This is a genomic window from Streptomyces diastaticus subsp. diastaticus (assembly GCF_011170125.1).
Classification (GTDB): Bacteria; Actinomycetota; Actinomycetes; order Streptomycetales; family Streptomycetaceae; genus Streptomyces; species Streptomyces diastaticus.
In genome coordinates this window covers 805,623-825,978 of the sequence record NZ_BLLN01000002.1, presented here as the reverse complement: position 1 = coordinate 825,978, position 20,356 = coordinate 805,623, and the positions used below count along the sequence as shown (strand labels likewise).

The window sequence follows — 20,356 nt, the reverse complement described above, 5'->3', positions numbered from 1 at the left end:
GTGTCCGGAGCAGGGCGTGGACCGCGGGACGGTCCCCGGCTCAGCCCGAGATGCGGCTGCCCAGCTCCGGCGCGCCCTCGGTGGAGACGCCGAGGGTGGAGACGAACAGGACGGACGGGTCGGTGAGCTTGCGGCTCTTGGTGGCGCGGGCGAGGTGGAAGGAGCCGTTGCCGGCGTTCTCGCCCGATGCGCCGATGACGGGGTCCGCGAGGCCGTCGCCGTCGAGGTCGGTGAGGAGGACGGCGCTGCCGAAGCGGTCGCCGGGCTCGTTCCCGTCGCGGAAGGGGCGGACGTCCTGGTGGAGGGAGCGGGCGCCGTCGCCGGTGAGGCCGGAGCCGTCGGTGTCGCCGTAGAGGGCGATGACGGCGCCGGTCTCGGGGACACCGTCGATGTGCTCGCCGGGGACGCCGACGAGCAGGTCGGGGTGGCCGTCGCCGTCGAGGTCGCCGAGGGCGAGTGAGGCGCCGAAGGCGTCGCCCTTCTCGACGTTGCCGGGGACACCGACGGTCTCCGGGGTGAGGGTGCGGACCAGGCCGTGGGCGGGGCCCTCGGCGGTGCCGTGCACGATGCGGACGGAGCCGCCGAGTTCGCTGGGGCGGGCGGGCTCGTCGACGGCCGGGGAGCGGGGGGCCTCGGCGGCGGCCTCGGCCTTGGAGTTCTTGACCTTCTCGGCGGCCTCGCGGGCCCTGGCCTCGGGGGTGTCCTCGCGGGGCTTGGCGGTCTTCGGGTCCTTGGGCGGCGCCAGTTCGGTGGGGCCGTCGGCGGCCTCGGCGGGGTCGGTGCCGAGGATGACCTCGTCGTGACCGTCGCCGTCGGTGTCGCCGACCGCGCCGATCGGCCCGCCGGGCAGGCGCTGGGTGCCGGTGGTGGTGGGGCCCTCGGCGGTGCCGGGGAGCCAGAAGGTGGTGGGGCGGGCGTCGTCGGCGGCGTACCCGTCGACGAGGAGGTCGTCCTTGCCGTCGCCGTTCAGGTCGCCGGCGCCGAGCGAGCGGGCGCCGAGGCCGAAGCGGCCGTGCAGGGGCGGGGTGACGACGCGGTGGGAGCCGGGGGTGCCGTCCCGGGTGACGCCGCCGAGGAAGACGTCGACGGAGGCGTAGCCGTAGGCGGCGCCGACGGCTATGTCGGTGCGGCCGTCGCCGTCGAAGTCGCCGGTGGTGACGGGGGCGCCGAAGCCGTCGTGGCTGCCGGGACGCGGGTCCTTCAGGGTGGTGCCGCCGACCAGGCCGGAGGGGGAGCCCCAGAGGATGACGGCGGTACCGGTGTTGTGGTCGTCGCCGATGTCCTCGCCGGGGGCGCCGGTGATCAGGTCGTCGTAGCCGTCGCCGTCGAAGTCGCCCCAGGCGTGGTCGGCGCCGAAGTGGTCGTAGGGCTCCGGGTCGCCGGGGACGCCGGGGCTGCCCTGGTGGATCGTGGCGTAACGATTCCCCTCGGGCCCGCCGTAGATGATCGCGAGCTGTCCGGCGGCCGGCCTGCCCTCCACGGTGGCCCGGGGCGCGGAGACCACGGCGTCCGCGTAGCCGTCGCCGTCGAAGTCCGGTCCGGTGGCCGGGGCCGCCGGGGCGCCGGGGGCCGCGGTGGCCGCGGGCGCCACGGTGAGGAGTCCGCCGGTGAGGACGGCGGCGGTCGCGGCGGCGAGGGCGGTGCGGAGGTACTGCGGCATCTCTGGGGCTCTCCTGGGCGGGCCTGGGCTCGCGGGGGGGGTGACGAGGTGGTGGCGCCGGGGGGTCGGTCAGGTGGCGCAAGCTCTGCGGATGAGGTTACGGCGTGCGACGGCGCGGGCGGCGGGCAGGCGGGCGCCCCGGCCCTGCGCCAGGTCGGCCCGGGTACCGCCGTCCCGTCAGCGCGGCAGCAGGTCGGCCGTGGTGAAGGAGAGCGAGGGACGCGCGGCGGTGCCACCGGCCGTGCCGGGGTGGACGGTGACGGTGTCGCGGGTGGGGCCGTGCACGGTGTGCAGGACCAGGTCGGCGCGGCCGTCCCCGTCGTAGTCGGCCAGGGCCAGCAGTCGCACGGTGTCGCCCTTGCCGCCGGGCGGCGTGACGGTGTTGGCGCGGGCCGCGTCGAGGCCGGTACGGGCGCCGGGCAGCACGGTGACGGTGCGGCTCCGGTCGGCCGGGGCGAGGGCGAGGTCGGTGCGGCCGTCGCCGTCGGTGTCGCCGGCCGCGAGCGGGCCGGGCGCCGGGGCCCGCACGGTGGTGGCGGGCAGGCCCGGGGCAGCGGGCCGCAGACGCAGGGCGGCGCCCGCGGCGAGGGCGGTGTCGAGGCCGTCGTCCGTGCGGGTGCCGGTGAAGTGGCCGAAGGCGTGGGCGGTGGCGGCCGGAAGGGCCGGGCCCTGCCGGACGGGGCCCTGCGGCCCGCCGAGGACGACGCGGGCCTTGGCGCGGCCCGCGCCCGTGCGGACGACGAGGTCGCTCGTCCCGTCACCGTCGAGGTCGGCGGCGGGCCCGGCCGGGAGGTCGCCGGGGACGGGCAGGGCGGGGCCGGCCGCCGCCGGGGCGCCCTCGCGGGTGAGGGGGCCCCGGAGGAAGGAGAGGCGACTGCTGCTGGCGTGCAGGACCAGGTCCGCCTCGCCGTCGCCGTCGAAGTCGCCGCAGACCGGATGGTCGGGCCAGTCGTTGCCGAACCGCGCCCGGTCCGGGACGCGCAGGACGACGGCGCGTCCCGACAGCCCCTCGGGGCCGCCGAAGACCAGCTGCACCGGGACGGGCGGGCGCCCCTGCCCGTCGAACGGCGGATCGGTGGAGACGACCAGGTCGGTGTACCCGTCGCCGTCCAGGTCACAGGCGGCCTCCGCGTCGAAGGCGGCGGGCACCACGCCCTCGGTCTTGGCGGCCGTACGGCCCGGCGACAGGAGCCGGCGGGCGCCCGGGACGAGTCCGCGCGCGCTGCCGTGGACGATCCCGATTCCCGCGTCGTCGCCCCGCGGGTCGTCGGGGCCCTTGGCCAGCTCGTCGAGGATCAGGTCGGGGTGGCCGTCGCCGTTGAAGTCCGGGGGCGCGGTGGTGTCCCGGGTGGCCCGGCTGCCCCTGCCCCGGGGGACGGGCAGCGGCGGAGTCCCCTTGCGCGCCTTGGCACGGGTCTGGCCGGGGCGGACGTCGGCCCCGTCGCCGGGGGACTGGGTGCAGCCCGTGAGGACGAGGGCGGCGGCGAGCAGGGCGGCGGTGGCGCCGGCTCGGCGGGGGCGGGGGCCGGGGGTACGCGTGATCGCGCTGCCGCCGTACGCCAGGCTTCGTCTGCCCATGTGGTCTGCCCGCCCTGTCTCCGCCCGTGGGCCACGGCCGGCCCGGATCGCTGGGCCATGATGCTCCCGCGCGGGGGCGGGGCGTAAGGGTGGGGCGGGGAACGATGCCCCCGGCGGCCCCGACCGCCTTGCGGTGGGCGGTGGTTCGGGCGTGGCTCGGCGGGGCCGGGGACCTCCGGACGGCGGCCTCGACGCCCCCGGCCAGGACGCGAAGGCGGCGGGCCCGGTCAGGGCCGGGCGGGTTCCTGGAGTCGTGGACGGGGACCGGGCCGTGGCCCGGCGAGGCGGGCGGCCTCCCCTGGCCGGATGCCCGGTCGCGCGCGCACCCGCCGGGCGGCTGTCCGGATCGGGGCCGTCCGGAGGGGGCGGCCTCGGAGTGAGCGGGCCGCCGATGCTGACGGGGTGTGTCGCCGGGCGGGGTGTGTCGCGGGGCCGTCACTCACGTGCGGGGGCGGTGCCTACTCCGGCCACGCCGACCCCTGGACGGTGGTGACGAAGTCGCCCGGGGTGAAACCGGGCAGGAAGTGGGCGAGCACGTCGGCCTTGACGTTGCCGAAGGTCGTCTCCGGCTTGGGGGCGGTGCCCTCGGTGAAGGCGGCGAGGATGCGCCGCTTGAAGTCCGGGCGCGGGTGGCGGGCGACGACCGCAGTCCGCTCGGCCTCGTCGAGGCTGTCGAAGCCGAGGCCCAGCACGTCGTACTCGACCCCGGCGGTCACCAGGGCCACCTCCGGTTCCATGAACTCGGGGATGCCCGGGGTGGTGTGCAGGGCGATGGCGGTCCAGACGCGGCGGATGCTGTCCTCGGGGACCGCCCGGGCGGCGAGGAAGCGGCGGGCCTCGTCGGCACTGTCCACCTCGAAGCGGCGGCCGCTGTCCCGGTGTTCCTCGCCGAGGCCGAGGTCGTGGAACATGGCACCGAGGTAGAGGAGTTCGGGGTCGTGGCTCAGGCCGAGCCGCCGGCCGCGCAGGGCGCCGAAGTAGTAGACGCGGCGCGAGTGGTGGTAGATCAGCTCCGGCACCGTCTCGCGGACCAGCTCGGTCGCCTCGGCGGCGAGCCGGGTGTCCGGCACCCGCACCCCCGCCACCTCGGGTTCGGCGCTCTCGTACCCTGCCATGGCGCAACGCTCCCTCACTGACGTACGGCTCCCTCGCGCCTCCAGTGTGGGCGGGACGAGGGGCGGGCGCCAAGAGGGAGCGCCGCCCGGGTGGTGGCGGGGCGCCGGGGTCAGGCCGCCGGGCGGGTCAGCCGGGCCAGCACGCGCGAGCGCAGCAGCTCGTACTCCTCGCGCAGGCGGGTGAAGTGGGGCGGGCGCGGGATCACCTCGCCCGCCGAGACGATCTCCTCGGGGGCGAACTGCTCGCGGGTGAGGTCGATCTCGACGCCCTCGCCGAGCCTGTTCCACCAGTGGAAGTCGGTCTGTACGCCGTCCACCCGGACCACGCCGCGGAGCAGTTCGCCGCCGAGCAGGTCGTTCAGGACCATCGCGGTCACCCCGCACTGGTCGCGGGCCGGGTTGTCCGGGCTCCAGTGCGGGCGGTGGCTCGGTGGGGCGGTGTCCGGGCCCCAGCTCTCCCGGACGGCGGCCTCGATGTCGGCGAGGAGGAAGGGGCGCGGGCGGGCCGGCGGGACCGGGTCGGTGGCGGGCGAGGTGGCCGGAGTGGTCGTCATGAGGTGCGAGGGTGGCAGACGCCACTGACAGCCGGCGGTCGCGGCCAGGCGCACACAGCGCACACGGTGGTTGCGGAACGGCGGGTCGGAGCATCGTCCAAGGGAGCTGGTGCGTGCCCCCACAATCCCGACCGCTGCCTTGCAGATGCCAGCCCGGGCGCCTTACGGTGCCGCACATGCAGTCCTACACCATCGGCCAGGCGGCCCGGCTCCTCGGCGTCAGCCCCGACACCGCGCGCCGTTGGGCCGACGCCGGGCGGATCGCCACGCACCGCGACGGCAACGGCCGGCGCCTCATCGAGGGACAGGCGCTCGCCGCCTTCGCCGTGGAGGTGGGGCAGCAGGGCGCGGACGACGAGGAAGTGCCGTACACCACCGCGCGGAACGCCTTCCCCGGCATCGTCACCGGGGTGCGGCTCGGCGACGTCGCGGCACAGGTCGAGATCCAGGCCGGGCCGCACCGGCTGGTCTCGCTGCTGACCCGGGAGGCCGTCGAGGAGCTCGGCCTGGAGGTCGGGATGCGGGCCACGGCCCGGGTGAAGTCGACCAACGTGCACATCGACCGGACCTGAGGCCCCCGACAGCCGACGGCCCGCCGGACGCCGGCTCAACCGTCGCCCCGCTCGCGGCGGGAAGCCCCGCGGGCGGACCGTCCCGGCCCGCCCCTTTCGGGCTGTCCGGCTTTCGGCCCGGTCAGCACGGTCAGCCCGATCCATCCGCTCCGGACCGAGGAGCCTTGATCCCCATGGCCAGCCCTCCCACCCTTCGTGTGTCCCGTCCGCCCCGCCGCCGGGCTCCGGCCGCCGTGGCCACCGTGGCCCTGCTGACATCCCTCGCCGCCTGCGGTGGCGGCGGGCCGAAGGACCAGGACGGCGGCGCGTCGGCCGGGGCGGGGAAGAAGGACACCCGGCTCACGGTGCTCGCCGCCGCCTCGCTCACCGACGTGTTCGAGGAGGCCGGCGAGGCGTACGAGAAGGAGCATCCCGGCGTCGAGGTCGACTTCTCCTTCGCCGGTTCGCAGGAGCTTGCCGCACAGGTCAGGCAGGGGGCGCCCGCCGACGCCCTGGTCACCGCCGACACCAGGACCATGGACGGCCTGGCGGCCGAGACCGGCGAGCCGACCTTGATCGCGAGGAACCGCCTGGTCATCGCGGTGGAGAAGGGCAATCCGAAGAAGGTCGAGTCCCTAGAGGACCTCACCGACGACCAGCTCAAGGTGGTGCTCGCCGCCGAGGAGGTCCCGGTCGGGCGGTACGGCAAGCAGATCCTGGACGCCCGGAAGCTGGCGGTGCGACCGGTCTCGCAGGAGGTCAGCGTCCGTGCGGTACTGAGCAAGGTCGAGCTGGGCGAGGCCGACGCGGGCCTCGTCTACCGGACCGACGCCGCGACCGTCCCGGACAAGGTCGACGCCGTCGACATCCCGGACGCGCAGAACGCGGTCGCCTCCTACCCGGCGGCCGTCCTCAACGGCTCCGAGCACGCGCGGGACGCGGGTGAATTCGTGGAGTGGCTGTCGTCCGACAGGGCGCGGGAACTGCTGCGGAAGGCCGGATTCCAACAGCCCTGACCGGGACGGTGCCCGTCACGGGCCGCGATCCACGGAGCCGAGGAGGGGGCGCGCCCCGGCGCCCTGACCGACCAGGGCGCTCGCTCACGTGTTCGCGTGCGCCGCACGCTCCCGTCGGCCGGGCGGCCCCCGTGTGGCGCGCGATCCGGCGGGGGAGGCCGCAGAGGAAGCGCGCCACGCGAGGTGTGCGGGGCGTGGTGGACGGAGGAGGAGCACGGGTGCGAGGCGGGAGCGGGGCGGGGCAGGCGTGAAGCGGGGTGAGGCAGGCGTGGAGCGGGGAGCGCGGCGCGCGGCCGCGCGGTCCAAGAGGCCCGGCGGGTACACGGGCGGCGCGGCCGTGCGCCGGGGTGTCCCGGCGGGGCTGATGGTCCCGGCGCTGGCCGGGGTCGCCTTCCTGCTGCTCCCGCTGGTCGGCGTGCTGGCCAGGACGGACTGGCCGTCCCTGGCAGGCCACCTGACCTCCCCCCAGGTGACCGAGGCGCTCCGGCTGTCGCTGGTCGTCTCCGGCTGGGCGCTGCTGCTCTCGCTGGTGATGGGGGTGCCGCTGGCCTGGCTGCTGGCCCGGGTGCCGTTCCCCGGCAAGGCACTGGTCCGCTCGCTGGTGCTGCTGCCGATGGTGCTGCCGCCGACCGTCGGCGGTGTGGCACTGCTGCTGGCCTTCGGGCGGCGCGGAGTGCTCGGGCCGTGGCTGGAGTCGGCCTTCGGGCTGACCCTGCCGTTCCACACGGCGGGCGCGGTGGTGGCCGCCGCCTTCGTGGCGATGCCGTTCCTGGTGATCAGCCTGGAGGGCGCGCTCGCCGGGCTGCGCCCCTCGATGGAGGAGACCGCCGCCTCGCTCGGCGCCGGCCCGCTGCGGGTCTTCGCCACGGTGACGCTGCCGCTGCTCGCCCCCGCACTGGCCGCCGGAGCGGCCCTGACCTGGGCGCGGGCCCTGGGTGAGTTCGGGGCCACGATCACCTTCGCGGGGAACCTGCCCGGTGCGACGCAGACCCTGCCGCTCCAGGTGTACCTCCTCCTCCAGGACTCCCCCGAGGCAGCCACCTCGGTCTCGCTGCTGCTGCTGGTGATCGCGATGGCGGTCCTGGTGGCGCTGCGCGGCCGGTGGACGGGCGGGGCGGTACGCGAGGCCCGCACCGCCCCGCCGGAAGGCGCGTCGGCCGGGCCCGCCGGCCTCCCGGACCCGGCCGACGGAGCCCTCGCTCCCGACGAGGGCGCGCCGGCCTCCGGGGCGGCCTCCGCCCGGCCGGCCCGCGAGGACTCCGACCTGCGCGCCGAACTCACCGGCTACACCCGCTTCCCGCTCACCGCGCCCGCCGGCACCACCCTCGCCGTCGTCGGCCCGAACGGCGCCGGCAAGACGACCCTGCTGCGCGCCCTGCTCGGTCTGACCCCACGCGCCCACGCCGAGGTCCGGCTCGGCGGCCGCGACGTGACCCGCCTGCCGGCCCACCGGCGGCAGGTGGCGTGGGTGCCGCAGGACGGGGCGCTCTTCCCGCACCTGTCGGCCCTGTCCAACACCGCCTACGGGCTCCGGGCACGCGGCGTGCCCCGGGCCGAGGCCCGGCTCCTGGCACAGCAGTGGCTGGAGCGGCTCGGTGTGGGGGAACTGGCCGACCGACGGCCCGCCCAGCTGTCCGGCGGCCAGGCCCAGCGTGTGGCGCTCGCCCGGGCGCTGGCGGCGCGGCCCCGGCTGCTGCTGCTCGACGAACCGCTGGCGGCGCTGGACCAGACGACCAGGGCGCGGGTGCGGCACACCCTCAGGCGCCATCTCGCGGGGTTCGGCGGGGTCTGCCTGATCGTCACGCACGACCCGGTGGAGGCCGTCTCGCTGGCCGACCGGGTCCTGGTGCTGGAGGGCGGCGACGCGGTGCAGGACGCCCCGCCGGCCGAGGTCACCCGCCACCCGCGCTCCCCGTGGGTGGCCAGGATGCTCGGCGGCAACGCCTGGGAGGGCACGGCCGGGCCGGGCGGCACGGTGGAGCTGGCGGGTGGCGGCCTGCTCATGACGGCCCCGGGCGGGGAACTCCCGCCCAAACCGGGCGCCCCGGTCCTCGCGGTGATCGCTCCGGAAGCGGTCTCGCTCCACCTGGCCCGCCCGGAAGGCAGCCCGCGGAACGTCTGGCAGGGGACGGTGCGGGAGCTGACCGCGGTGGGCAGCAGACTGCGGGTCCTCATCACCTCGCCGGAGGTGCCGGCCCTGGTCGCCGAGATCACTCCGGCCGCGGCGGCCGACCTCGGCCTGACGGACGGCAGCCGGGTCTGGACGGCGGTCAAGGCGACGGAGGTGACGGTGGTGGGGCTGTGAGCACGGCGCCAGTGACCGACGGGCGCCCGCCGGTTGTCTGGGGGCCGGACGCGCCGGGGCGTGACGCCGGTGCGTGCCGTGGCCGTCGGCCGGAGCGGGGCGGACCGGGCGGACGGGCGCCCGAGTCGGCGACGGTTCCGGCGCCGTACGGCGGCAACGAGACAGCGCGGGGGCCGGGTTCCGGCCGCCTCCGGCAGAGCGGGTCCGGCACCGTGGAGCTGAACAGGCCCGCTGCATAAGGTCGTTCCATGCACAGCTACGGAACCGGCGAAGCCCAGCGCCGCCCCCCGACCGCCGCACCCGTCCCCGCTCCGGACGTCTTGGCCGTTCCCGGACCCGTTGCCGCGCCCGTCTCCGCCGTCGAGGAGTCGGCGCTGCTGGACGGCGGTCCCGCGCACGGCACCCGGCTGCGCGTCCTGGACCGACCGGCGGTGGTGCAGGTGACGTACCCGTGCCGCCCGGAGGACGGACCGACGCCGTTCCGCGCCGACGCGCTCTACGTGTACCGGCGCGACCCACGCGTCCACCACGAGCCGCTCCGCTACGGCTACGACCACGCGAGCCCCTGACGGACGCCCGGCCCCGTGCGCGCGGCCGGGACTCCGGGCAGCCCCCGATCGTTCCCGCACGGGGCGGCCCGTCGCGGCCCCGCACGAACCGGTGGGATACCCGCGAAGGATTCCCCGTGCCCGACGGGAGTGGCTACATTGCGCAAGGCCGTACAGAAGCGGCGAGGTGCGCAGAAGGGGGAGTGACCCGATGACCGGCAGCCGACGGCGCGGACCGGACAAGGGCGCGGAGCGCGGCGGGAGCGGGCCCGAGGGGGGTTCCGCGACGGTGCCCGGGGGCCGCCGCAAGGCCCGGCCCGTCCTGCTGCTCGGCCTGTCCCTGGTGCTGCTCGCCACCGCGGGCGGCGGCTGGCTCTACCTCAAACTCGGCGGGAACCTCGGCACGTTCGGCCAGGAGGGCGTCGCCGACGACCGGCCCCCGGACACCTCGGCCGGGCAGAACATCCTGCTGCTCGGCTCCGACAGCCGCACCGGCGGCAACGCCGCCCTCGGCGGCGGCGACAAGGACGACATCGGCCGCTCCGACACCGCGCTGCTGCTGCACGTCTACGCCGACGCCCAGCACGCCGTCGCGGTCTCCATCCCGCGCGACACCCTGGTGCCGATCCCGAGTTGCCGCCTGCCGGACGGTACGTGGACGCAGCCGAAGCCGCGCGCCATGTTCAACACCGCGTACACCGTGGGCGAGACGGCCGAGGGGAATCCGGCCTGCACGCAGAACACCGTGGAGCAGCTGACGGGGCTGCGCGTCGACCACACCCTCGTCATCGACTTCAAGGGCTTCTCCGACCTCACCGAGGTGGTCGGCGGCGTCCGCGTCTGCGTCCCCCAGGACATATACGAGCGCGACCTCGACCCCAAGCGCGCCACCCGGGGCGAGCGCGTCTTCGCCCGGGGCGAGCAGAACGTCTCCGGGCGTCGGGCACTGGACTACGTCCGCATCCGGCACGGCATCGGCGACGGCTCCGACCTCGGCCGCATCAAACGCCAGCAGGCGTTCGTGGGAAGCCTGATGAAGAAGATCAAGGAGGACGGGCTCACCCCGGGCAAGCTCCTGCCGCTCGCCGACGCGGCCACCAAGTCGATGACGGTCGACCCGGGCCTCGGCTCCGCCGACAAACTCCTCAGCTTCGCCATGGGCCTGAAGGACATCGACCTCGACAACACCAAGTTCCTCACCATCCCCTGGCGTTACGAGGGGAACCGGGTGGCCGTCGTCGAGCCGGACGCGGCCGCGCTCTGGCACGCGCTCCGCACCGACCGCACCCTCGACGGCAAGAACGCCGGAGGCCGCGGGGAGGCCCGCCCGGCCGCCGACACCTCCCCGGACGCGGCCGGGCCCGTCGACGGCACCGGCACCACCGTCACCGTCCACAACGGCACCACCACCGGCGGCCTCGCCGCCCGCGCCGCCACCCGACTCACCGAACACGGCTTCACCGTCAGCTCCTACGGCAACGCGCCCCGGCAGGACCATCCGGTCACCCTCATCACCCACGGGCCCGGCGAGGCGGAGCGCGCCCGGACGGCCAGCCGGCTCTTCCCCGGCGCCCGTCTCGTCGAGGCGACGACCCCCGGCATCGACATCACCGTCGGCCGCTCCTACGCCGAGAACCCCGGCGACGGACCCGAGGCACCGGCCTCGCCGCAGCCGACCGGCGTCCCGGCCGAGGTGGCCGACGGCGCCCGCTCGGCCGACGACGACCTCTGCGACGACCTGTCCTGAGGGAAGTCCCCGCGTCCTGTGCGGTGTCCGTGGCGGCCGGCCGGCCCTCCCGGCGCCGTGGGAGTGCGTACCCGGCGCCGTGGGCGCCGGGCCGGACGTGAAGCCGTCCCCGAGGGGGCGGCCGCTGCCGGTGGCCGGGCGCGCGCGTACGGGCAGGTGCTCAGCGCGCGTCGTGGGGGCCGGTGATCCGGTCCAGGTCGAGATTGCCCTCGGGCCCCGAGGTGCCCGGGGGCAGTCGCAGAGCGGCGTCGACCGCCGGGGGGAGCGGGCCGTGACCGAGGAGACCGGTGACCAGGTCGGCGGTGAGCCGGTGCCAGACGGGGGCGCGCCGGAGCATCGCGTGGTCGCTGCCGCGGATCGTCACCGAGCAGGTCCGTGCCCCGGCGCGGCGAGCCCGGGTCGCCGTCGTCTGCGAGGCGAGCGGGCTCGTGGTGTGGTCGCGGTCGCTGTGCAGCAGCACCACCGAGCGGCCGGCGAGCTGTGTCACCGGGTCGCCGGGCGGACACCAGGGGGCGAGGCCGACGACGCCGCGTACCAGCGGGTGCCCGGCGGCACGCAGCGCGGCGCGACCGCCCATGGAGTGGCCGACGAGGATCACCGGGACCTCGCCGTACGCCTCCGCCACGGCGTCCAGGGCGCGGCGGGCGTCCCGGAGCGGGTCCTCACGGGTTCCGTTCCAGCCCCGGTGGGTGTAGCGCACCGCGGTCAGCCGGACGTCGTGACCGCGGGTGGCGCGGGCGATGGACCGTCCGAAGGGCCGCATCCGCAGGCCGGGCAGGTTCCACGGCGGTGGCGCCTCCAGTCCGGCCTCCCGCCCGCCGTGCAGCAGCATCACCACGGCCTCCGGCCCGTCGCCGCCTCCCGCGCCGCGACCGCCCTGGCGCGGCAGGCCGTCGAGGCCGGGCCGCGCGGCGTCCTGCCCGGGCCGCCCCGGGGGCGCCTCCTCCGGCGCGGCGGCCGTGCGGGGCGGCGGCTCGGAGTCCTGGGCCCGCTCTGTCCTCATGTCGGAATCTCCCCCATGGGCCGCGGCCCGGCCCCTGCGCGGGACGCCGGCTGCGGCGCTGTTCGTGACGGTGGGTCGGGTGTGGGTGGTCGGGCGGTCGGCCGCCGGAGGGACGGTCTCGGCGACGGCTGAGGTGGGGGTGGGCGTCGGGTGGCCGGCGCGGCCCCCGGGGCCGCTCGCAAGCGGGCCCGGTCCGTGGGCCACCGGCCTTCGTCCCGCTCCCGCCTGTCCCTTGTTCGGACCCGACGACGATCCGGATGGGTGCCGCCGGGCCGGGGCCGGAGCCCGCCCGGGAGGGCCGTGGCGGGCCGGCTCGGCGGTGGGAGGAACAGGGGCCGCCCCACCGGGGGCCCTGTGCTGGAACCCCGGTCGCGGTCGGCCCCTCGCGGACGCTGCCCGTGGCGTCGCCCGCGTCGGCCGAAGGGACATCAGAGCACGCCCTCCCGTCCCGTTGCCACCCATGGCCTCGGATTGCCGGTGCGGGAAAGCCGGGCACCGGGGGCGGCGGCTCGCGGGGACGGCGCGACGGCGGGTTCACGGCATTAAGAAAGCGTCAAGATTGCCGGTGATCGGCAATGTCTTTTCCGCCGGGCCTATGGGACCATTCAGGAGAGTCACGGCACCGGCTTCTCACTCTGCCACGCGCACCAGGAACGCGGAGCGGCCACCAGAGCGGCACGGCGGAGATCAGGACCGCCGGCTCCGGAGCAACCGCCGCCGGAGAACGGGGGCGCGGTGGCGCGGGAGGGAAACGGCGACACGGGGAGGGGAAGATCGTGACCCTGTTTCTTGGTCTGGGCATCGCGGGAATCGTCCTGCTGGTCCTGTCCCTGATCTTCGACGGCGTCCTGGAGGGATTCTTCGGGGACTTCCTCGACGGCCTGCTCTCCCTGCCCGCCATTGCCGGGTTCGTGTCGATGCTCGGGTTCGGTGGGGCGGTCGTACTGGGGACCACCGGAATCGGCGTGGCCGGCGCGACAGCCGTCGGTGTCCTGGCCGGGTTGGTGACCGGTTGGGTCGTGCTCAAGCTGAGCAAGGCCCTGATGCGTGAGCAGACCGACGCGACACCCCGCTCGGCCGATCTGGTGGGCACGGCCGGCTCCGTGGTCACCGCCATCCCGGCGAGCGGGTACGGCGAGGTGCTGGTGCACCTCGGCGGTCAGCCGCTGAAGCTGTCCGCCAAATCCACCGCTCCCCTCACCAGGGGAACCGAGGTCTGGGTCGAGGCATCTCTCTCCTCGACCTCGGTCTCCGTCCGCCCCGTCGAACGCTGACGGCGGCGGGACCGGGCCGGAGGAGCCTCCGGTGGCGGCCCGCCTTTCGCGCCGGCCGATGTCTCACGTGGAACATCCGGACGCCCCGCGGGAAACGCCGCCGCGCGGCGGCAGGATGTCGCACGTGAGACATCGGCCCGTGCCGGAAGGCGGCCGCGCCGCCGCGGCTCCGCCCGACCGCACTGTCCGCACTATCAGCCGTCCCCCGGACGGCTTGGGGGAAGCCCAATGAGTCCAGTCGTCTCCGCAGTCGTAGGGGCCGTGGTGCTCCTCGTCCTGCTCGCCCTGGTGGTGATCACCCGGTACAAGGTCGCCGGTCCCAGCGAGGCGTTCATCATCACCGGCCGTCGGGGCAAGAAGTCCACCGACCCGGACACCGGCCGCGTCATCACCGACAACAGCGGGCAGAAGGTCGTCGTCGGCGGCGGTGTCTTCGTCGTCCCGTTCGTGCAGCAGCGCTTCACGCTCGACCTCTCCAGCCGCCACATCCCGGTCTCCGTCCGCGGCGCGGTCACCCTGCGCGGCGTCAAGGCCAACCTCGAAGGCGTCGCCATCGTCAAGGTCGGCGGCAACGAGGACGCCATCCGCGCCGCTGCCCAGCGCTTCCTCCAGCAGCAGGGCGGCATCGTCGGCTTCACGCAGGAAGTGCTCTCGGGCGCCCTGCGCGCCATCGTCGGCCGGATGTCGGTCGAGGACATCATCCGCGACCGCGCCACCTTCGCCGGGCAGGTCGCGGAGGAGGCCGAGACCAGCCTCTCCGGTCAGGGCCTCATCCTGGACGCCTTCCAGATCCAGGACATCACCACCGAAGGCTCCTACCTGGAGGACCTCGGCCGTCCCGAGGCCGCCCGCGCCAAGCAGGAGGCCGACATCGCCGAGGCGATCGCCAAGCGCGCCTCGGAGCAGGCCCGCCTGAAGGCCGCCGAGGAAATCGCCATCGCGGAGCGGACCTTCTACCTGAAGCAGGCCGAGATCAAGGTCGAGACGGAGGCGGCCGGGGCCAAGGCGAACGCCGCCGGTCCGCTCGCCGAGGCGGCCCGTCAGCAGGAAGTGCTGATGGAGCAGGAGAAGGTGGCCGAGCGCCAGGCGGCGCTGACCGACCGCGAGCTCGACACGAAGGTGCGTAAGCCCGCCGACGCCGCGCGGTACCAGGCCGAGCAGGAGGCGGAGGCCCGCCGGATCGCCCAGGTCAAGGAGGCCGAGGCCGACGCGCAGCGGGCCCGCCTGACCGGTGAGGGTGAGAAGGCGCACCGTGCCGCGCTCGCCGACGCCGTGCGCATCGAGGGTGAGGCCGACGCGGCCGCCATCGCGGCCAAGGGGTCGGCCGAGGCCGAGGCCATGCGGAAGAAGGCCGACGCGTTCGCCCAGTACGGCGACGCGGCCGTCCTCCAGATGCTGGTCGAGGTGCTGCCGCAGGTCGTCGCCAAGGCGTCCGAGCCGCTGAGCGCCGTCGACAAGATGACGGTGATCTCCACCGACGGTGCCTCCAAGCTCTCCCGCACCGTGGTGGACAACGTCACGCAGGGCATGGAGCTGCTCCAGTCCACCACCGGGATGGACCTGACCAGCGTCCTCAAGGGCATCACCGCCAAGGAGGGGACGTCCACCGTCCCCGCCCAGGCTCCCGCGCAGGACGCCCCGGCCGCCCAGGACGCGGCCGACGGCGGCGAGCAGAAGATCGACATCCGCGACTGACGCGCGCGCCCGCCGCGCGGAAAGGCTCCGGCCGCCCTCGGGGCACCGGAGCCTTTCCGTGTCCGTCTCCTCCCGGTGTCATCCTGGGAGGGAACACCTACGAAGGAGCCCCCGTGCAACTGGAACTCGCCGAGTCGGACCTGAAGTCCGTACTGAACCGTCTCAAGCGGGCCCAGGGCCAGATCGCGGGCGTCGCCCGCATGATCGAGGAGGGGCGGGACTGCGAGGACGTCGTGACACAGCTGGCCGCCGCCTCCCGCGCGCTGGACCGGGCCGGCTTCGCCATCATCGCCACCGGGCTCCAGCAGTGTCTGACCGACGACCTGCGGGACGGGGAGAACGCCACCACCCCGGAGTCCCGCGAGGAGATGCGGGCCCGTCTGGAGAAGCTCTTCCTCTCCCTGGCCTGAGCACCCCGGCCCGCGGGTCAGCTCCCGGGCACGATCACGGCACGGCCGCGCACCTCGTTGGCGTGCAGCCGCTCGTACGCCTTCGGGGCCTCCTCCAGGGTGTACGTCTCGACGTGCACGGTGATGTCGCCGCCCCGGGCCAGGTCGTAGACCTCGACGAGTTCGCTGCGGCTGCCCCAGTACGGGGCGGTGACCACCGTCTCGTAGGCCGTGGTGCCGAAGCCCACCTCGACCGAGCCGCCGCCGATGCCGACGATCGTCACATCGCTCTCGACTCCGGCGCACTGCTGGGCGATGGCGGTGGTCGGGGGCACACCGACGAAGTCGAAGACGGCGTCCGCGCCCCGCCCGCCGGTCAGCTCGCGGATGCGCCCGACCGCCTCGTCGTCGGAGATCAGCGCCTCGTGCGCGCCGACCTCGCGGGCCAGCGCGAGCTTCTCCTCGGAGACGTCCAGCGCGATCACCCGGGTCCCGGTCATGGCCCGCAGCAGTTGGATGCCGACATGGCCGAGGCCGCCCGCGCCGATGACCACGGAGGTCGAGCCGGGCACCAGCTTCGGCATCGACCGCTTGATCGCGTGGTACGGGGTGAGGCCCGCGTCGGTCAGCGGTACGGTCCGCACCGGGTCGAGGCCGCCGAGCGGGATCAGGTGCCGCGGCGAGTCGACGATCATGTACTCGGCCATGGCTCCGGGGGCACCCAGGCCGGGCGGCAGGATCTTCAGCTCCTCGGCGCGCAGGCAGTAGTTCTCCTTGCCCTGCGCGCACTTCACACAGGTCCCGCAGCCCCAGGGCCCGTAGACCACCACGGCGTCCCCCAGCCGCACCGTGTCGACCCCCTCGCCCACCTCCGCGACCACCCCGGCGCCCTCGTGGCCGAGGGTCAGCGGCAGCGGGAAGGGCACCTGCTCGGCGGGCCAGCTCATCACCGCGATGTCGGAGTGGCAGACGCCGGCGGCGGTGACCTTGAGCAGCACCTCCCCCGGCCCGGGCCGCGGCACGGGTATCTCCACCACCTCGGGCGCCGTGCCGACCTCGCGGTACTGGACCGCCTTCATCGTCTCGGGGAGCTCCTCGGGCTGACTCATCTCTCTCCTCCACGTCGGTGCGCTGGCCGGGCCTTCGGTCCGGCGACCCGGCGCCCGGTACGGGTGCCGGACGAGCCGATGGGCGCCACCCGGCTGGGCGCCGGAAGCGGGTCGACCGCGCGCGTACGGCGAGCCGGTCCCGCCCGCCGCCGCCCGCCGCGGACGCCCTCTCGCGTGCCCCGCGCCGGGCGCACCCGCCGGTCCGCCCGGCCACGCGGACACTCCTTCCACCCTCCCGCCTCCGCGCCGATCCCGCGATCCGGGACGAGAGGGGCGACCGACGCCGGAGTTCGCCGGGTGCGAGGCGGCGCCTGCGCGCGGCCCACGACGGTGGGGTGCCGTGGGCGGGGCGGCTCCGGCTGCGGCGACCGGCGGGGCGGGCAACTGGCGAGGCGGACGGCCCCGGGCGGAGGACCGGCGCGTGGGCGACCGCCCTGCGCGGGGGCGCCGTCTGCGGAGCGCCTCGTCTGCGGAGCGGCCTCGTCGCGGCCGTCCGCCGCGCCTGGCGTCGGCGCTGGCTCGGCGTCGGCGCTGGCTCGGCGGTGGCGTCGGCGGTGCGGCGGCTGAGGCCTGGCCTCCCCGGTGCGGTCGAGAGCGCCGGCTCTCCAGGACCGAGGTGGTCTCGTCCGCGCGTCTCCGGCACCCCGGGCCCGACCACGCCCGCTGGTCGTGCACCGCGCCAGCCGGTTCGACCGGCCGCGTTCCGCCGGGCCACCGCAGGCGGTCAGGTCCGGCGCCCGCAGCGCTCTCGCCGCTTCGGGCCACCGCAGGCGGTCAGGCCCGGCGCCCGCAGCGCTCTCGCCGCTTCGGGCCGGCGAGGGCACTGACGCCCCTCCCCCGGCTGGGACGGCCGGTCTACGGGAACGCTTCGCGTGGCGGCTCGACCGGTAGGGGCCTGAGGGCCAGGAGGGTGAGGTCGTCGGATTCCCAGCGGGCGCCGCTGACGTGGCGGTCCACGGCGTCGCGGACGTAGCGGACCAGGCGCTCCGGCTGGGTCAGGCCGGGGTCCTCGGCGACGGCTCGAGCGAGGTCCTGCTGGAGCGGATAGAACGCGCCGGTCCTGTCTCGGGCCTCGGTGACGCCGTCGGTGAAGAGCAGCAGCGTCTCGTCGGGTGCCAGACCGTCGCGAGCGATCCGGGGGCCGCTGCCGGGCGGGTCGCAGGCCAGCTCGCCCATGCCCAGTGGCACGCCGCCCGTGGACGGCAGAGCACGCACCCCGTCCGGGCCGACGGCCAGCGGCGGCTCGTGGCCCAGCGTCGCCAGGTCCATCCCGGAGACGCCCCGTCGCACCGTGCCGGGCTCCACCGGGTCGAAGGAGAGCACCACCGCCGTCGCGAACCGGTCACTCTCGTTCCGGCCGATGAAGCGGCTGTACGCCTGCTGGCGCTTCATCCGGGTCTCCAGGCGGCGGGCGACGTCCCGCAGCAGCCCCTCGTGATACGCGGCCTCACGGAACGTGCCCAGCAGCACCGCCACCGCGGCCACCGCGCCGATTCCCTTGCCCTGTACGTCGCCGAGGACCACCCGGGTGCCGTGCGGGCTCGGTTGGAGGTCGTAGAAGTCACCGCCCACCCGCGCGACACGGTCGGCGGTCACGTACAGCGCCGACCAGTCGAGGCCGCCCCACTGGAAGGGGAGGGGCCGCAGCACGGTGTCGCGGACGACGTCGGCGACGAGGGCGAGCCTCTCCGCGCGCCGCTCGTTGGCCCGGCGGACCGCGCAGGCGGCGACCGACGTCGAACCGGCCGCCACCACCAGGAGGAAGCCGGGCAGCCCCGTCTCGGGAACCGGGTGGAGGACCGTGTCCACCAACAGGTAGGCGGCCAGGGAGAGCACCGAGAAGACGACGGTGCCGCCCACCCCGGCGAGCGCGGCCGTCAGGGCGGGGACCATCACCACCCAGGTGATCATCCGGAACCCGCTACTGGTCCACAGGTCACCGAGAACGATCAGGACGAGAAGCACCGCGGGAAGGACCCGGACGGCATCCCGTCCACGCAGCCACGTCGGCGGGAACGCGGGTACGCGACCGAGCCGGCTCACTCTCGTCGCGTCCCCCTGCACCCGCCGCATCGTCCCCACCTCCCGCCTGCTTCTCCTCGCCACGCCAACGGGCCAGCTCCGTGGCTCAGTACGCCACCGAGATCCGGGTACGCGGATGACGGTGGAGTTCCGCCTCGTCGACCACGGCCACCGCGAAGTCCTCGGCGCTGATCCCCGAGGCGTGGCTGCCGCCCGCCCCCTCCGCCGTCAGCAGTCCGTCGCCGCCGATCCGGTAGTGCCCGGTCCGCTCACCGGGAGCGATCTCCGGCGCCGGGGAGACGTACGTCCAGTCCAGCCCCGGGTCGTCGATGTCCCGGTAGAACCAGAGGACATCCTGCTGGGCCAGCGCCTCCGGCCGGTACGCCTCGGGGAAGCCCTCCTCCTCGACCAGCGGACGGTCCGGCGCCACCTCCAGACTGCCCGCGCCACCGACCACGACCAGCCGCCCCGCACCCGCTCCCGTGGCGGGCCCGGGCGTGGTGGCGGCGGCCGCGCTCACGCCCTCGGCCAGCGCGACGTTGACCGCCAGGAAGACCTCGCCCGGGTCGGAGCCGTCACGGGGCGGAGCGACGGCGGAGATGACCGCGTCGGCGTCCACCGCCAGTTCACGCACCCGCTCCGGGTCGCCCGCGTCGCCCACCGTCACCACCGCACCCGGTACGGGCGCGCCGCCGCTCCGGCTGACCGCCAGCACCTCATGGCCCCGGTGCACCGCCTCGGCGGTGATCCGGCTGCCGATCATGCCGGTGGCCCCGAACACCACGATCTTCATCGGGATCTCTCTCCCACGTCCTGCCTGGCCCGCCCGCGCCTCGGCCCGAGCACTCCGGTCTCCGCGCCGCTCACGGTCTTCGTCCGCCGCCCCATCTGGCGCCTCCCACTCGGTCGTTCTTCCGGCTGCGAAACTCTCCGCGGCCGTCAACCGCCTGCCGCCCGGAGATGTTTCACGTGAAACATCTCCGGAGGACCGGGACCTTGGCGATGTTTCACGTGAAACATCGGCGCCTGCCCGGCCGTCCGGTCCCGCACGGTCGGCCCCAGCCACACCCGGCACCGGGCCGCCGACCGCCAGAGAACCACGCCCCTCTCGCCCCCGCACCTCGTACGAGCCGTCCCCGCGCACCAGGGAGGGCGCCGCGCCGACCGGCCCCCGAGTTGCCGTCGCGGTCCTTGCGGTGTGCTCTGGAAGGAGGCCGTGGACCGGCCGCACCGGAGCCGTGCCCGGGCCGAACCTCCGCCCGGGCCGCCGAGCGCAGCGCGTACCGCCCGCGGCTCACCGGCTGAGAGGAGCCCGCCATGTCGCACGCCGCCCAGGTCAGGGGAGACACCCGACGCCCGCACGCTCCCGCCCGCCATCCAGCGACGAGCAGGGCGTCGATCGGCTGGCCACTCGTCCTGGCCGTGCTCTACGGCTGCTGGGGTGCCACCCTGCAACGCGACGCCGGGCCGATCACCTGGCGCAACGTGCTCTTCGGCATCGGATCGGGCCTGGTCGTCGGCGTCGTCGCCTTCGTCCTGCACAAGGCGATGACCCGGGCGATCCCGCAGCCGGTGCGGGCGGCGGTCTGGGGAGTCTTCGCCGGAGCGGTCTTCGGCTACCTGTACAGCCTCAGCGGCGCGAGCATCCTGCGGTCCATCTTCCTGGGTCTCGTGCTGGGGCTGGTCGTCCTCGTCTCGGTCTTCTACCGGTACCACACCAAGGAGTAGCCGCCGGGCGGGTTCCGGGTGACCCGATGAGCCCTCCACGGGTGGCGTCCGCCGCCCGGCAC

General features: G+C 75.5%; 17 protein-coding genes. 9 read left to right on the top strand and 8 right to left on the bottom strand.

Translation table 11 applies throughout. The annotated features are described in order from the left end of the window. Positions 1–40: 40 nt before the first annotated feature. From Sdia_RS05515 to Sdia_RS05500, 4 genes are all read right to left on the bottom strand, one after another. Entirely contained in the window at positions 41–1,660 is a 1,620-nt protein-coding gene (locus Sdia_RS05515) for a VCBS repeat-containing protein (protein ID WP_124287408.1), read from the bottom strand. A gap of 177 nt (positions 1,661–1,837) precedes the next feature. After that, positions 1,838–3,238 (bottom strand): FG-GAP repeat domain-containing protein, encoded by a 1,401-nt coding sequence (locus Sdia_RS05510; RefSeq protein WP_189500081.1) that lies wholly within the window; start codon positions 3,236–3,238, stop codon positions 1,838–1,840. A gap of 458 nt (positions 3,239–3,696) precedes the next feature. Continuing rightward, the gene (locus tag Sdia_RS05505; protein WP_185393167.1) at positions 3,697–4,353 is read right to left on the bottom strand and encodes an HD domain-containing protein; all 657 of its coding nucleotides are present in this window, start codon (positions 4,351–4,353) and stop codon (positions 3,697–3,699) included. A gap of 110 nt (positions 4,354–4,463) precedes the next feature. After that, the gene (locus tag Sdia_RS05500) at positions 4,464–4,907 is read right to left on the bottom strand and encodes a YunG family protein (RefSeq protein ID WP_100455483.1); all 444 of its coding nucleotides are present in this window, start codon (positions 4,905–4,907) and stop codon (positions 4,464–4,466) included. 176 nt (positions 4,908–5,083) lie between these two features. Here Sdia_RS05500 and Sdia_RS05495 point away from each other — a divergent pair, with 176 nt between their 5' ends. From Sdia_RS05495 to Sdia_RS05475, 5 genes are all read left to right on the top strand, one after another. Further along, a complete protein-coding gene (locus tag Sdia_RS05495) occupies positions 5,084–5,479 on the top strand; it encodes a TOBE domain-containing protein (RefSeq protein WP_100455216.1) in 396 nt (131 codons plus the stop codon). A gap of 173 nt (positions 5,480–5,652) precedes the next feature. Continuing rightward, a complete protein-coding gene (modA, locus tag Sdia_RS05490) occupies positions 5,653–6,474 on the top strand; it encodes a molybdate ABC transporter substrate-binding protein (RefSeq protein ID WP_115068912.1) in 822 nt (273 codons plus the stop codon). Positions 6,475–6,838: 364 nt separating this feature from the next. Beyond that, positions 6,839–8,779, top strand: a complete 1,941-nt coding sequence (locus tag Sdia_RS05485; RefSeq protein ID WP_189500099.1) for an ABC transporter permease — start codon at positions 6,839–6,841, stop codon at positions 8,777–8,779. Positions 8,780–9,027: 248 nt separating this feature from the next. After that, positions 9,028–9,348, top strand: coding sequence for a hypothetical protein (locus tag Sdia_RS05480; protein ID WP_100455214.1), 321 nt, complete (start codon positions 9,028–9,030; stop codon positions 9,346–9,348). A gap of 190 nt (positions 9,349–9,538) precedes the next feature. Next, on the top strand, positions 9,539–11,074 hold the full coding sequence (locus Sdia_RS05475; RefSeq protein ID WP_189500080.1) for an LCP family protein: 1,536 nt from the start codon (positions 9,539–9,541) through the stop codon (positions 11,072–11,074). Positions 11,075–11,234: 160 nt separating this feature from the next. Here the strand turns inward: Sdia_RS05475 and Sdia_RS05470 are convergent, their stop codons facing one another. Further along, the gene (locus Sdia_RS05470; protein ID WP_100455212.1) at positions 11,235–12,077 is read right to left on the bottom strand and encodes an alpha/beta hydrolase; all 843 of its coding nucleotides are present in this window, start codon (positions 12,075–12,077) and stop codon (positions 11,235–11,237) included. 776 nt (positions 12,078–12,853) lie between these two features. On the opposite strand from Sdia_RS05470, the gene Sdia_RS05465 reads away from it, so the two are divergent. The 3 genes from Sdia_RS05465 to Sdia_RS05455 all read left to right on the top strand — a co-directional run bounded on the left by Sdia_RS05465 (position 12,854) and on the right by Sdia_RS05455 (position 15,456). Beyond that, positions 12,854–13,351, top strand: a complete 498-nt coding sequence (locus Sdia_RS05465) for an NfeD C-terminal domain-containing protein (RefSeq protein WP_100455211.1) — start codon at positions 12,854–12,856, stop codon at positions 13,349–13,351. Between the two features lie 228 nt (positions 13,352–13,579). Continuing rightward, positions 13,580–15,046, top strand: coding sequence for a flotillin family protein (locus Sdia_RS05460; RefSeq protein WP_100455210.1), 1,467 nt, complete (start codon positions 13,580–13,582; stop codon positions 15,044–15,046). A gap of 113 nt (positions 15,047–15,159) precedes the next feature. Further along, positions 15,160–15,456 carry a metal-sensitive transcriptional regulator gene (locus tag Sdia_RS05455; protein ID WP_100455209.1) on the top strand — a complete coding sequence of 99 codons (297 nt, stop codon included), beginning with the start codon at positions 15,160–15,162 and terminating at the stop codon, positions 15,454–15,456. A 17-nt stretch (positions 15,457–15,473) separates the two neighbouring features. On the opposite strand, the gene Sdia_RS05450 is transcribed toward Sdia_RS05455, so the two are convergent. The 3 genes from Sdia_RS05450 to Sdia_RS05440 form a co-directional block, all read right to left on the bottom strand. Continuing rightward, positions 15,474–16,514 carry an NAD(P)-dependent alcohol dehydrogenase gene (locus Sdia_RS05450; RefSeq protein WP_100455481.1) on the bottom strand — a complete coding sequence of 347 codons (1,041 nt, stop codon included), beginning with the start codon at positions 16,512–16,514 and terminating at the stop codon, positions 15,474–15,476. A gap of 885 nt (positions 16,515–17,399) precedes the next feature. Continuing rightward, on the bottom strand, positions 17,400–18,617 hold the full coding sequence (locus tag Sdia_RS05445) for a PP2C family protein-serine/threonine phosphatase (protein ID WP_115068915.1): 1,218 nt from the start codon (positions 18,615–18,617) through the stop codon (positions 17,400–17,402). A gap of 55 nt (positions 18,618–18,672) precedes the next feature. Further along, entirely contained in the window at positions 18,673–19,359 is a 687-nt protein-coding gene (locus Sdia_RS05440) for an NAD(P)-dependent oxidoreductase (protein ID WP_189500079.1), read from the bottom strand. 524 nt (positions 19,360–19,883) lie between these two features. Between Sdia_RS05440 and Sdia_RS05435 the strand changes: the two genes are divergently transcribed. Further along, complete coding sequence (locus tag Sdia_RS05435; RefSeq protein WP_100455206.1) at positions 19,884–20,294, top strand: COX20 family protein; 411 nt, start codon at positions 19,884–19,886, stop codon at positions 20,292–20,294. Positions 20,295–20,356: the final 62 nt, after the last annotated feature.